Source organism: Streptomyces sp. NPDC005483, from assembly GCF_040606035.1.
Taxonomy (GTDB): domain Bacteria; phylum Actinomycetota; class Actinomycetes; order Streptomycetales; family Streptomycetaceae; genus Streptomyces.
This window is the reverse complement of the sequence record NZ_JBEXEA010000019.1, coordinates 105,995-118,982: the sequence shown is the minus strand read 5'-3', so window position 1 is coordinate 118,982 and position 12,988 is coordinate 105,995. Positions and strand designations below refer to the sequence as shown.

Below are 12,988 nucleotides of genomic sequence, written 5' to 3'. Positions count from 1 at the left end.
CCTCTTCTCAAGGGGCACGTTTCACGTGAAACACGCCCCATATTGGGCTCAGTGCACGGCTTCGGCGATGTGCTGCGTGCCGATGCGCTTGCGGAACACCCAGTAGGTCCAGCTCTGGTAGAGCAGGACGATCGGTGTGGCGATCCCCGCGCACCAGGTCATGATCTTCAGGGTGTACGGGCTCGACGAGGCGTTGGTGACCGTCAGGTTCCAGTCCGTGTCGAGCGAGGACGGCATGACGTTCGGGAAGAGCGTCAGGAAGAGCATGGCCACGGCGGCCACGATGGTGACGCCCGACAGCGCGAACGACCAGCCCTCACGCCCGGCCTGGTTGGCCACCAGGGCGGCGACCAGCGCGGCCACAGCCACCACCAGCGCGACCAGGCTCTTGGCGTCCCCGCTGTCGACCTGCGTCCAGAGAAGGAAGACGGATGCCAGCGTGGCCGTGACGAGGCCGACCTTGGTCGCCAGCTTTCGCGCCCGTTCCCGGATGTCCCCGACGGTCTTCAGGGCCGTGAACACCGTTCCGTGGAAGGTGAACAGCGTCAGCGTCACCAGTCCGCCGAGCAGGGCGTACGGGTTGAGCAGGTCCCAGAAGGAACCGACGTACTCGAAGTGCTGGTCGATCTTCACCCCGTGCACGATGTTGCCGAAGGCCACACCCCACAGGAACGCGGGAATGAGTGAGGTCCAGAAGATCGCGGTCTCCCAGTTCCGCTGCCAGTTCTCCTCGGGCCGCTTGGCCCGGTACTCGAAGGCGACACCCCGGACGATCAGGCAGACCAGGATGACCAGCAGCGGCAGGTAGAACCCGGAGAAGAGCGTGGCGTACCAGTCGGGGAAGGCGGCGAAGGTCGCGCCGCCCGCCGTCAGGAGCCACACCTCGTTGCCGTCCCAGACGGGTCCGATGGTGTTGATCAGGACACGCTTCTCGACCCGGTTGCGGGCGAGCAGCCTGGTGAGGACACCGACCCCGAAGTCGAAGCCCTCCAGGAAGAAGTAGCCGGTCCACAGGACGGCGATGAGCACGAACCAGACGTCGTGAAGTTCCATGACTCGATCTCCCTCGGCCTAGTACGAGAAGGCCATCGGCTTGTCGGCGTCACGGGTGTCGCCGCCGATCTTCGTTGGCGGGTTGAGGTCGGCCTCGGTGAGCTCGGGCGGACCGGCCTTGACGTACTTCACGAGCAGCTTGACCTCGACGACGGCGAGGATGGCGTACAGGGCCGTGAAGGTGATCATCGAGATGAGGACCTCGGCCTGGGAGACGCCGGGGGAGACCGCGTGCCGGGTCTGCAGGACGCCGTAGACCACCCATGGCTGGCGGCCCATCTCGGTGAAGATCCAGCCCCACGAGTTGGCGATCAGGGGGAAGCCCAGGGTCCAGATCGCCGCGAGCCAGTAGAGCCTGCCGAGCTTGGGGCTGAGGGCCTTGTTCTTGAAGAGGACCAGATGCGGCACCTCGTCGTCGGCGACCCTCAGGTGCTGCGGGAGCATGAACTTCTTGCGGGTCAGCCAGAGTCCGGCGAGGCCGATGGCGAAGGACGTCATGCCGAAGCCGATCATCCAGCGGAACGCCCAGAAGGTGACGGGGATGTTGGGACGGTAGTCGCCCGCCCCGTACTTCTGCTGCTCGGCCTTGTTCACGTCGTTGATGCCGGGGATGTACGAGGTGAAGTCGTCGTTGGCCAGGAAGGACAGCAGGCCCGGGATCTCGATGGCCACGCTGTTGTGGCCCTTCTCCACGTCGCCGTAGGCGAAGATCGAGAACGGGGCGGCGTCCTGGCCGTCCCACAGCGCTTCGGCGGCCGCCATCTTCATCGGCTGCTGCTTGAACATGACCTTGCCGAGGGTGTCACCGCTGATGGCGGTGAGCATGCCGGCGATGACCACGGTGACGAGGCCCAGCCGCAGCGAGGTCTTCATCACGGGGATGTGCTTCCTGCGGAACAGGTGGAAGGCCGCGATACCGACCATGAACGCGCCTCCGGTCAGGAAGCACGCGCTGAGCGTGTGGAAGGCCTGGGCGAGTGCGGTGTTCTGGGTCAGCACCGCCCAGAAGTCGGTGAGTTCGGCGCGTCCCCTCGCCTTGTTGATCCGGTAGCCGACCGGGTGCTGCATCCAGGAGTTGGCCGCGAGGATGAAGTACGCCGACAGGATCGTGCCGATCGAGACCATCCAGATGCAGGCCAGGTGGATCTTCTTGGGCAGCTTGTCCCAGCCGAAGATCCACAGGCCGATGAAGGTGGACTCGAAGAAGAAGGCGATCAGGGCCTCGAAGGCGAGCGGGGCACCGAAGACGTCACCGACGAAGCGCGAGTAGTCGGACCAGTTCATGCCGAACTGGAACTCCTGCACGATGCCGGTGACCACACCCATCGCGATGTTGATCAGGAAGAGCTTGCCCCAGAACTTGGTGGCCCTGAGGTACCGCTCGTTCTCCGTACGCACCCAGGCGGTCTGGAGGCCGGCCGTGAGGGCGGCCAGCGAGATCGTCAGGGGGACGAACAGGAAGTGGTAGACGGTGGTGATGCCGAACTGCCAGCGCGCCAGGGTCTCCGGCGCCAGAGCCAGGTCCACGTCGCCGCTCCTTACCTCACAGGCTCGGGAACAAATGCTTGCAAAGTGAAGCGCTTGTGAACGCGTTCACATTCACAAGCAATTATGACGCATGGCAGTTCGACACGGGATGGGTGGGGGGTCCCTGGACGGGTCCGATAGGTCACACCTGAAGGGACCGATCGGCCCCTGGCGCACGACGGGCCGGGGTTTCACGTGAAACCCCGGCCCGCAGCGGCCTCTCAGCAGCGCGTCACAGCTCCTTGCGGAAGCCCTCTGCCACCTTCAGGAAGATGTCGTTCGCCTCGGCCTCCCCGACCGTCACGCGCACACCCTCGCCCGCGAAGGGCCGCACGACCACACCGTGCTGCTCGCAGGCCGCGGCGAAGTCGACCGTGCGCTCCCCCAGCCGCAGCCACACGAAGTTGGCCTGGGTCTCGGGCACCGTCCAGCCCTGCGCTCGCAACCCCTCCACCACACGGTTGCGCTCACAGACCAGCGAGCCGACCCGACCCAGCAGCTCGTCCTCGGCCCGCAGCGAGGCGATCGCCGCCTCCTGTGCCAGTTGGCTCACCCCGAAGGGCACCGCCGTCTTGCGCAGCGCCGCGGCCACCGGCTCGTGGGCGATCGCAAAGCCGACCCGGAGGCCCGCGAGGCCGTATGCCTTGGAGAAGGTGCGCAGCACACAGACGTTCGGCCGCGTGCGGTACAGCTCCACGCCGTCCGGCACCTCGGGGTCGCGGATGAACTCTCGGTAGGCCTCGTCCAGCACCACCAGCACGTCACTCGGCACCCGGTCGAGGAAGCGTTCCAGCTCGGCCCGCTGCACGACCGTGCCCGTCGGGTTGTTGGGGTTGCAGACGAAGATCAGCCGGGTCCGCTCGGTGATCGCGTCGGCCATCGCGTCCAGGTCGTGCACATCGCCCGCCGTCAGCGGTACCCGCACCGAGGTGGCACCACTGATCTGCGTGATGATCGGGTACGCCTCGAAGGACCGCCACGCGTAGATCACCTCGTCGCCCGGTCCCGAGGTCGCCTGGATCAGCTGCTGGGCGACGCCGACGGAGCCGGTGCCGGTGGCCAGATGCGAGAGCGGAACGCCGAAGCGCTCGGAGAGCTCGTTCATCAGGCCCGTGCAGGCCATGTCCGGGTAGCGGTTGAAGGAGGAGACGGCGGCCGTCACCGTCTCCAGCACGCCCGGCAGCGGCGGATAGGGGTTCTCGTTGGAGGACAGCTTGTAGGCCACGGGACCGCCGGCAGCGGCGGGCTTGCCCGGCTTGTACGTGGGGATACCCTCCAGCTCGGCACGCAGCTTGGGGCTTGTCTCGCTCACCGCAGTCCTCCTCATGACCACCGACGCATGGCGGCCGACTCCGGCAGCCGGCTCCAATACTGCTCACCTTATGAGGATTGGGCTCCGCTGCGTACAGGTGAGAGCGAACCCCGTCAGCCTCACAGGCATCAAGGGCATCACCGTACGAAGACAGACGAATCACGGGGGCGCGGTCACATATATCTATGCGCCGGTGGCTCGCGCCGTAGCGCGCATCACCCGTGAAGGTGAGTTGAGACCTCTTCGAAACATCGGGGACTCGGCAGGCCCATGCGTGCAGACAAGTTACGTAGTGCCATTGGATCGTTTAACTGGCTTTGTTTCACAGGCAGTTGTCCCTAAATGACCTTGCAGAAACGTGCCTGTCAACGCGTGCATATGCGTCCGCCCTACCCCACCGCATGAGCCCTACTATCGGCTCGCCATGACAGCAGCAGGGAAGCACCAGGTGAGCCGCGCGGAAACCTCACGTCGAGGCAGTCGGCCGGGCCGGGCGGGCATCAGAGACGTGGCCGCCGCCGCCGGAGTCTCCATCACGACCGTCTCCGACGCCCTGAACGGCAAGGGCAGGCTCCCGGACGCCACCCGCCGCCACGTCAGGGAGGTCGCCGACCGACTGGGCTACCGGCCCTCGGCGGCGGCCAGAACCCTCCGTACCGGCAAGTCGGGCCTCATCGGCCTGACGGTGACGACGTACGGGGATGAACCTTTCACCTTCACCGAGTTCGCGTACTTCGCCGAGATGGCGCGGGCCGCCACCTCGGCCGCGCTCGCCCGCGGCTACGCCCTCGTCATCCTGCCGGCGACCTCGCGCCACGACGTGTGGTCGAACGTCGCCCTGGACGGCACGGTGGTCATCGACCCGTCCGACCAGGACCCGGTCGTCAGCGAGCTGGTCCGGCAGGGGCTGCCGGTGGTCTCCGACGGCCGCCCGGCCGGCGCGCTCCCGGTCACGGCCTGGGTCGACAACGACCATGAGGCCGCCGTACTCGGCATCCTCGACCACCTGGCCGACGCCGGCGCCCGCCGAATCGGCCTGCTGACCGGGACGACGACGGACACCTACACCCACCTGTCGACCACCGCGTATCTGCGCTGGTGCGAGCGGGTGGGCCAGGACCCGGTCTACGAGGCCTATCCGGCGCACGATCCGTGCGCGGGCGCCGTGGCCGCCGACCGGCTGCTCGCCCGCCCGGACCGACCGGATGCCGTCTACGGCCTGTTCGACCCGAACGGCACCGACCTGCTGGCCGCCGCCCGCCGCTACGGGTTGCGCGTCCCGGACGACCTGCTGATCGTCTGCTGCAGCGAGTCCACCGTGTACGCCAGCACCGAGCCGCCCGTCACCACACTCTCCCTCAAGCCCCGCCACATCGGCACAGCCGTGATCCAGCTCCTCATCGACGCCATCGAAGGGGTCGAATCGGACCAACCGGTCGAGCAGGTGATACCGACCGAGCTGATCGTGCGCACCTCGTCCCAGCGGCGGGCCCCGCGCACGACGGTCAGCCCGCCGCGATCGCCCGAGGAGAAGTAGCGGGGCGGCGGCCGGGCCAGGGCCAAGCCCGGCCCAATCGGGGCGAATGCCGCGGTGGACAGGAGTCTTGCTCCGATTCACCACCCCTGGGTCATCACATGGCGCGATCCGCATTCCTATGATGGGCCCACGACACCGCGGGCCGCTGCGACCAGGCAGTCCGAAGCGGTGCAGATGCGGCGCGATGGTGGAGGGGTCTGATGACTCAGGGGGCCGGTCAGGGACCCGAGGTGGAGCGCACAGCGGTGCTGCGCGACTTCCGGGTGCCCGCGTACGTCAACGAGACCGGTCCGTACGGCCACAGCACGCACCCCGGCGACGTAGTCCCCGCCCCTGAGGATGCCTACCCGGAGGGGTACACCCCCACCGAGCAGGACCTGCCCGTCATCAACCACGATGACGGGGTCCAGGCCGCGGCCGACCCCACCGATCCGGCGGCGGACGGCCCCGGCCCGCTCTTCGTCGTCGGCGACGTCCACGGCTACCTCGACGAACTGATGGCCGCACTCCACGAGAAGGGCCTGGTCGACGTCGCGGGCAACTGGTGCGCGGGCACCGCCCGGCTGTGGTTCCTCGGCGACTTCACCGACCGCGGCCCCGACGGGATCGGCGTCATCGACCTCGTGATGCGGCTGTCCGCGGAGGCCGCGGCGGCCGGCGGCTACTGCAAGGCCCTCATGGGCAACCACGAGCTGCTGCTGCTCGGCGCCAAGCGGTTCGGCGACACCCCCGTCAACTCCGGCGCGGGCACCGCCACCTTCCAGGCGGCCTGGCTGCTCAACGGCGGGCAGAAGACCGACATGGACCGCCTCCAGGATCACCACCTGCAGTGGATGTCCCGCCTCGACGCCGTCGAGGAGGTGGACGGGCACCTGCTCGTGCACTCCGACACCACCGCCTATCTCGACTACGGCGACTCGATCGAGGCGGTCAACGACACCATCCGCGAGACCCTCACGCGCAATGACGCGGACGAGGTCTGGGACCTGTTCCGCAAGTTGACCAAGCGCTTCTCCTTCCGCGACGAAGGCGGCGCCGACCACGTGCGCTCCCTCCTCGACACGTACGGCGGCAGCCGTATCGTTCACGGCCACAGCCCGATCCCCTATCTGCTCGGCGAAGTGGGCTCCGAGGACGACAAGGAGGAATCCGGTCCGGTGGTCGAGGGGCCGCACCTCTACGCCGACGGGCTGGCCATCGCCATGGACGGCGGGGTGACCATGGCCGGAAAGCTGCTGGTCCAGCAACTGCCCCTGGATATCTGAACCTTCGTTGGACATACGTTCACCCATGACGGACCGACCGTCGACCGCGCAGGCCAGAGGCCAATTTCTGGAAACCCCCTGTCACCCTGTGCCGTGACCGCTCTACCATCTGCTTATCCGTAGCAGGCTCCCCTCCGTTTCTGCCCGACGGCTCGTTGGCATGCGAGCCCCAAGCCCTACGGAGCATCGGGGGATGCACATGAACAGCGTTCCGCAGCACCTGCACAGCGAGGACCGCCAGGAGTACGAGCGGATCCTCGATGAGGCGCTGCGCTCCGCACCACACCGTCCCGAACTGGCCGCTGTCGGACAGCGGCTGAATCCCGAACAGCTGCGCACCATGGCGCTCAACGCCACCGCACTCATCACGGCGGCCGCGGCGACCGAGTACCAGCACTACGTGAAGGTCCGCGAGGAACAGCGCCGCCCGGCGACGCCGTCCACCCTGTCGTCCGTGCACGAACCCGGCCCCGCCGACTCGGGCACGGGTGCGATGGGGCTCGCCACCACCATGGGAGAGGTCGCCGAGACCGCCGGTGCGGGCGCCGTCGCCGTCGCCGCCGTTCTGACACCTGTCCTCGCCGGCATAGCCGCGGCGATCTTCCTGCTCGTGGGCTACATCCTCCAGATGCTCAGCCCACCGCCGGCGTTCGCCCACGCCATGATCACCATCGGCTGGGTGTTCGGCGCCCTGACCGCCGCGGCGATCCTGGTCGCCGCCGGCGGCCTGCTGATCACCGCACTGCACAACCGGCCCTCGCCGGACGCGGGGTACGGCGAGCTGAGTGAGGAGGTGGCACGGGCTAGGGACGCCTGGCGCGAGGCCCTGCTGGAACGCGGGCTCCTCCCCTTCCTCAGAGACGCCCTGGCCGATCCCGGCACCGCGGCACTGCACCGCGCGGCACCACCCGCACCGACCAGCCGGATGCCGCACCTCGGCTACGACCGCCCGGGCTTCAGCAGCCCGGACGACGGTGCCTCCGGTGCCCGCCCGAGCTTCACCAGCCCGGACTACACCAGCCCGGACTTCGGGGGGCCGGAACACCAGCCGGAATGACACCCGGCACAGCCCCTCGGCTTGCGCCCCCACCACGGGGAGCGCAAGCCGAAGACCCGGCCGCCGGCCACCCGACGGTTCGCCCAGGTCCGTCGCCGATTCGCCTACGTCAGTCGACGACCGGCCAATACACGCGATTGCCCGCCGCCGGGAACTCCTTCGACTTCTGGGCCATGCCCTCCTCGATCTCTTCCTGACCGGACAATTCGGCGTCGAGATCATGGCTTGTGGAAAGAGGAGTTCTCCGTCTACTCTCTGCCCCTCATTTTTCGACTCTGGGGGGGGTACATGCCAACGGGGAAATCACCGACGAGACCAGCGAGCGTCCTCATGCTCGGGGCACTGCTGGCTGGATCAGTGTGTGTGAGCGCCTGCGGTGCGGATCGGGAGCCGAGTGCCTCAGCACGGTCTCCGCAGGCAAATGCCTCCGCCCCGCAGACTAGGCGTTCCCTGAGTGTGAGCGAACTCAAGACCCTCACCTTCCGGGAGGGTGAGGTGCCCCAGGCATACGAGGGTGCGATCCCCGTCCGCGACGTTACGGCAGAGACCGGCTACTCGACGTTCCCTCCTGTCTCGGACTCGGCATGCGAGCAGGTCTTGGATATCAACGACGCCGAGGAAGCGTCCTCTGTCGTGGTTCAGACCTTCAATTGGAAGGACAACATCTTCCCCGGCGGATCGACTCTCGCCGCATACAAGGGAGCAGAAGCACAAAGCGCCTTCAAACGACTTGGCGAGGGGCTCAAGGCGTGCAGAGCTTTCACTGGGACCAGCTATGCCGGCAAGTACCGATCGAAGCTGGCAGTTGAGAGCTCACCTCGCGTCGGGGACGAGGCCGTGCGGTACGGCCTTGAGTCTCCGATGGACGACGGCCGCGTCCACCACGAAGACCACGTGGTGGTCCGGGTGGGCAGCGTCATCGCAGCATTCACCGCGATGGAAATCGACAAACAGGCAGCCTTCCCACCTGATCTGATCACAAAGCAGGTCGAACGCCTGCAGAACGCTCAACGGTAGTGATCAGAGGGCGGTGTTCCGGTGGCACCACACCGCGGAGCACGAGGATGCCCGCCTGGTCGGCGGCAGCCACCCAAGTCGGGAACTCTGACCGGGGCCGGTCGTACAGCTCCTGGTCGGGGACGGTGCTGATGGCGCCCTGGCTCAGTGCTCTCGCTGTCATGGGGTCAGTCTGCCCGCCGAGGGACCGAGGAGCTGCTTACTGAACCCCCGCAGAAGCGGGGCCCCGGAGCTTCGGGGCCCCACCCCCCGGTTCTCAGTCCGCCATGGGCAGGTACACCTTGTTCCCGCTCGCCGCGAACTCCTTCGACTTCTGCAGCATCCCCTCAGCGATCTCCTCCGGCGTCGCTCCCTCAGCCGCTGCGCCCCCGAACCGCTCGGTGATGCTTTGGCTGATCTTCATCGAGCAGAACTTCGGCCCGCACATGGAGCAGAAGTGAGCCGTCTTGGCCGGTTCGGCCGGGAGGGTCTCGTCGTGGAACTCCCGGGCCGTGTCGGGGTCGAGGGCCAGGTTGAACTGGTCCTCCCAGCGGAACTCGAAGCGGGCGTCGGAGAGGGCGTCGTCCCACTCCTGGGCGCCGGGGTATCCCTTGGCGAGGTCGGCCGCGTGGGCGGCGATCTTGTAGGTGATGACACCCGTTTTTACGTCGTCCCGGTTGGGCAGGCCCAGGTGCTCCTTGGGCGTGACGTAGCAGAGCATCGCGGTGCCCCACCAGGCGATCATCGCGGCGCCTATGCCGGAAGTGATGTGGTCGTAGGCCGGCGCGACGTCGGTGGTCAGCGGGCCGAGCGTATAGAACGGAGCTTCATCGCAGATCTCCTGCTGAAGGTCGATGTTCTCCTTGATCTTGTGCATCGGGACGTGTCCCGGGCCCTCGATCATGGTCTGTACGTTGAAACGCTTCGCGATCCGGTTGAGTTCCCCGAGTGTGCGCAACTCCGCGAACTGTGCCTGGTCGTTGGCGTCAGCGATCGAGCCCGGCCTGAGACCGTCGCCCAGCGAGTACGTGACGTCGTAGGCCGCGAGGATCTCGCACAGTTCCTCGAAGTTCTCGTACAGGAACGACTCCTTGTGGTGCGCCAGGCACCACGCCGCCATGATCGAGCCGCCACGCGAGACGATGCCCGTCTTCCGGTTGGCCGTCAGGGGTACGTACGGCAGGCGTACGCCCGCGTGGACCGTCATGTAGTCCACGCCCTGCTCGGCCTGCTCGATGACCGTGTCCTTGTAGATCTCCCAGGTCAGATCCTCGGCGCGGCCGTCGACCTTCTCCAGAGCCTGGTAGAGCGGCACCGTGCCGATGGGGACGGGGGAGTTGCGCAGCACCCACTCGCGGGTGGTGTGGATGTTGCGGCCGGTGGACAGGTCCATGACCGTGTCCGCGCCCCACCGGGTCGCCCAGGTCATCTTCTCGACCTCCTCCTCGATGGAGGAGGTCACCGCGGAGTTGCCGATGTTGGCGTTGACCTTCACCAGGAACCGCTTGCCGATGATCATCGGTTCGATCTCCGGGTGGTTGACGTTCGCCGGCAGCACCGCGCGGCCCGCCGCGATCTCCTCACGGACGACTTCGGCAGATACGTTTTCCCGGATGGCCACGTACTCCATCTCCGGTGTGATCTCACCGCGGCGGGCGTAGGCGAGCTGCGTGACCGCCCTGCCGTCACGGCTACGTCGCGGCTGACGCGACCTCCCCGGGAAGACGGCGTCGAGGTTACGGAGGCCACCCCGCGGTGAGGTGTGCTTGATCCCGTCGTCCTCGGGGCGCACGGGACGACCGGCGTACTCCTCGGTGTCCCCGCGGGCGATGATCCAGTTCTCCCGCAGCGGCACAAGGCCCCGGCGGACGTCCGTCTCGGTGAGCGGATCGGTGTACGGGCCCGAGGTGTCGTACAGAGTGACCGACTGCCCGTTGGTGAGGTGCACCTGGCGGACCGGCACCCGCAGATCGGGGCGCGAGCCCTCGACGTACGCCTTGTGCCAGCCGATGGACTTCCCGGCCTCTCCGTCGAGCTGGTCGTCGTTCTGCTCGGAGGCAGGCGTGCGCGCGTCCTTGATGGTCATGAGACCTACTCCCTACGCCGGCATTACCCGGTAACAGGTTCGGCGGTCGACGCAGCGGTTTCCGTCTGCCGACGTTTCGTGGGGAACGTCACTCGCTTGAAAGGACGTTCCACGTGAAACATCGCTGGGACGGAGGTCAGCGCCCTCTCAGCCCGGTGCTCCGAGCTCCCGCGTGTACAAAGTGGCTCCACGCTAGCGTCAATTCGGGCGCGGTGAACAGAGGGCCCCTGTCGTTCTTGCGATGATCGGTCGGTGACCACGACGCATCAGCCCCCGTACCCGCCTCCCGAGCCTCCGCGCCGACCGGGCTCCGGAAACGGCCCTGGGCACGGCCCTGGCAGCGGATCCCGCGGTGGCTTCGGAGACGGCGGGTCCGGTGGGGCCGGCGGCTGGCACGAGCATGAGCGAGAGCACAGTGGCGGGCATGGCGGCGGTTACGACTACGGCCGAGGTCAGGGCGCGAGCCACGGGGCCCAAGGCGGTGGTGGCGGTCTGGGTGGCGGTGGTGGTCATCGCGGCGACGGGCACGGTCCCGGTGACGGGCACGGGCACGGTTCCGGTGAAGGGCACGAGAGCGGGCCCGGCTCCGGCGGTGGGCACGGTCACTCGCACAGTCATAGCCATGGCCCGGCGACTCCCGTCTCCAAGCACCTGCGCAAGGTCATCGCGGCGATCCTCATCCCGTTCGGCGTAGCCGTGGTGGTGGGGCTCGGGGTGCTGTGGCCCGGTGGTGCCCCGGCGCACGAACGCACCGGGGTCGGCTTCGACCGGCAGACCCAGCAGGCCACGGTCACCAAGGTCGTGAGCGTGAGCTGCAAGTCGGTGAACGCCTCGGGGGAGACCCCGACCGGGGACACCTCCACCCCGGAGGGCTCGTCCGCCGAGCAGCAGGCGAACGGCACCTGCAAGAAGGCGACGATCCGGGTCGACACCGGCGACGACAAGGGCCGTACCTTCACGGAAATCGTCCAGCCGGACCAGTCGCGGCAGTTGCACGAGGGCGAGAAGGTCGTGGTCGCCTACGAGCCCTCCGCCCCCAGGGATCTCCAGTACTCGGTCACCGACGTGAACCGCCGGATTCCGATGGCCGTGCTTGCCGGCATCTTCGCGCTCGCCGTCGTGGTCGTCGGGCGCATGCGCGGAGTCATGGCACTGGTCGCCCTGGCCATCAGTTTCATGGTGCTGAACTTCTTCGTCCTGCCCGCGATCCTCCAGGGCTCGAACCCGCTGCTCGTGGCGGTGGTCGGGTCGAGCGCCATCATGCTGATCGCCCTTTACATGTGCCACGGGTTGTCTGCCCGCACCTCCGTGGCCGTACTGGGCACACTGATCTCCCTGGTGCTGATCGGCATCCTCGGCTCGGTGTTCATCGACTGGGCCGCGCTCACCGGCAACACCGACGACAACACCGGGCTCATCCACGGCCTGTACCCGTCGATCGACATGAGCGGTCTGCTGCTCGCCGGCGTCATCATCGGCTCCCTCGGCGTCCTGGACGACGTGACGGTCACGCAGACCTCGGCGGTGTGGGAGCTGCACGAAGCCAACCCGGCGATGGGATGGCGCGGGCTGTACCGCGCGGGTATCCGGATCGGCCGCGACCACATTGCGTCCGTGGTCAACACGCTGGTCCTCGCCTACGCGGGCGCCGCGCTGCCGCTGCTGCTGCTCTTCTCCATCGCCCAGTCCAGCGTGGGGAACGTCGCCAACAGCGAGCTGGTGGCTGAGGAGATCGTGCGCACGCTGGTCGGCTCGATCGGCCTCGTCGCCTCTGTACCGGTCACGACGGCCCTCGCGGCCCTGGTGGTCTCGGCCGACCGGCCGGGAGCGGAGGCTGCTGCGGCGGCGTCAGCGCCCGTACCGGCGACGAGTGCGAGCGCGGGCACGGCCGACAGTCGGCCGGCAACGGGACGCGGTGGGAAGGGTCGGCGGCGCAGGCGCTGAGAGGAGCCCAGGGGGCGGGCCGGGGCTCTGCCTCACGGTTCCGAGTTCCGGTTCGGGTCCCGGTGTCCGGGACAGGAGATACAGCCCGACGGGGAGCAGACAGGCCAGGATGGAGGCCGCGTCCACGCCGCCCATGAACGGGTTCATCAGCGACAACAGCACCCAGGGCAGGAAGGCGCCGGGCAGCGCGGCGGCGGAGGTCGAGGACGAC

The 12,988-nt window shown here is 67.8% G+C and carries 9 protein-coding genes, 2 pseudogenes and 1 riboswitch; of the genes and pseudogenes, 5 read left to right on the top strand and 6 right to left on the bottom strand.

Features of this window, described 5'->3' with window-relative positions:
• Positions 1-48: 48 nt before the first annotated feature.
• The 3 genes from cydB to hisC form a co-directional block, all read right to left on the bottom strand.
• Entirely contained in the window at positions 49-1,053 is a 1,005-nt protein-coding gene (cydB, locus tag ABZT06_RS32255) for a cytochrome d ubiquinol oxidase subunit II (protein ID WP_355748841.1), read from the bottom strand.
• Between the two features lie 18 nt (positions 1,054-1,071).
• Positions 1,072-2,580, bottom strand: coding sequence for a cytochrome ubiquinol oxidase subunit I (locus ABZT06_RS32250; protein ID WP_355748838.1), 1,509 nt, complete (start codon positions 2,578-2,580; stop codon positions 1,072-1,074).
• A 232-nt stretch (positions 2,581-2,812) separates the two neighbouring features.
• A complete protein-coding gene (gene hisC / locus ABZT06_RS32245; RefSeq protein ID WP_355748835.1) occupies positions 2,813-3,892 on the bottom strand; it encodes a histidinol-phosphate transaminase in 1,080 nt (359 codons plus the stop codon).
• A 424-nt stretch (positions 3,893-4,316) separates the two neighbouring features.
• Between hisC and ABZT06_RS32240 the strand changes: the two genes are divergently transcribed.
• The 3 genes from ABZT06_RS32240 to ABZT06_RS32230 all read left to right on the top strand — a co-directional run bounded on the left by ABZT06_RS32240 (position 4,317) and on the right by ABZT06_RS32230 (position 7,751).
• Positions 4,317-5,429: a LacI family DNA-binding transcriptional regulator gene (locus tag ABZT06_RS32240; protein WP_355748832.1), complete on the top strand. Its 1,113-nt coding sequence runs from the start codon at positions 4,317-4,319 to the stop codon at positions 5,427-5,429.
• 200 nt (positions 5,430-5,629) lie between these two features.
• Positions 5,630-6,694 carry a metallophosphoesterase gene (locus ABZT06_RS32235; RefSeq protein WP_355748829.1) on the top strand — a complete coding sequence of 355 codons (1,065 nt, stop codon included), beginning with the start codon at positions 5,630-5,632 and terminating at the stop codon, positions 6,692-6,694.
• A 193-nt stretch (positions 6,695-6,887) separates the two neighbouring features.
• On the top strand, positions 6,888-7,751 hold the full coding sequence (locus ABZT06_RS32230) for a hypothetical protein (RefSeq protein ID WP_355748825.1): 864 nt from the start codon (positions 6,888-6,890) through the stop codon (positions 7,749-7,751).
• 109 nt (positions 7,752-7,860) lie between these two features.
• On the opposite strand, the pseudogene ABZT06_RS32225 reads toward ABZT06_RS32230, so the two are convergent.
• Positions 7,861-7,950 (bottom strand): annotated as a pseudogene (locus tag ABZT06_RS32225) (thiamine biosynthesis protein ThiC); the annotation flags it as partial.
• 257 nt (positions 7,951-8,207) lie between these two features.
• Here ABZT06_RS32225 and ABZT06_RS32220 point away from each other — a divergent pair.
• A complete protein-coding gene (locus tag ABZT06_RS32220; protein ID WP_355748822.1) occupies positions 8,208-8,768 on the top strand; it encodes a hypothetical protein in 561 nt (186 codons plus the stop codon).
• Positions 8,769-8,811: 43 nt separating this feature from the next.
• On the opposite strand, the pseudogene ABZT06_RS32215 reads toward ABZT06_RS32220, so the two are convergent.
• Positions 8,812-8,901, bottom strand: a pseudogene (locus ABZT06_RS32215) (VWA domain-containing protein); the annotation flags it as partial.
• A 123-nt stretch (positions 8,902-9,024) separates the two neighbouring features.
• Positions 9,025-10,833 (bottom strand): phosphomethylpyrimidine synthase ThiC, encoded by a 1,809-nt coding sequence (gene thiC / locus ABZT06_RS32210; protein WP_355748819.1) that lies wholly within the window; start codon positions 10,831-10,833, stop codon positions 9,025-9,027.
• Positions 10,826-11,015: riboswitch (TPP riboswitch) on the bottom strand. (Overlaps the previous gene by 8 nt.)
• Positions 11,016-11,325: 310 nt before the next feature.
• Between thiC and ABZT06_RS32205 the strand changes: the two genes are divergently transcribed.
• Positions 11,326-12,777: a YibE/F family protein gene (locus ABZT06_RS32205; protein WP_355749082.1), complete on the top strand. Its 1,452-nt coding sequence runs from the start codon at positions 11,326-11,328 to the stop codon at positions 12,775-12,777.
• Positions 12,778-12,988: the final 211 nt, after the last annotated feature.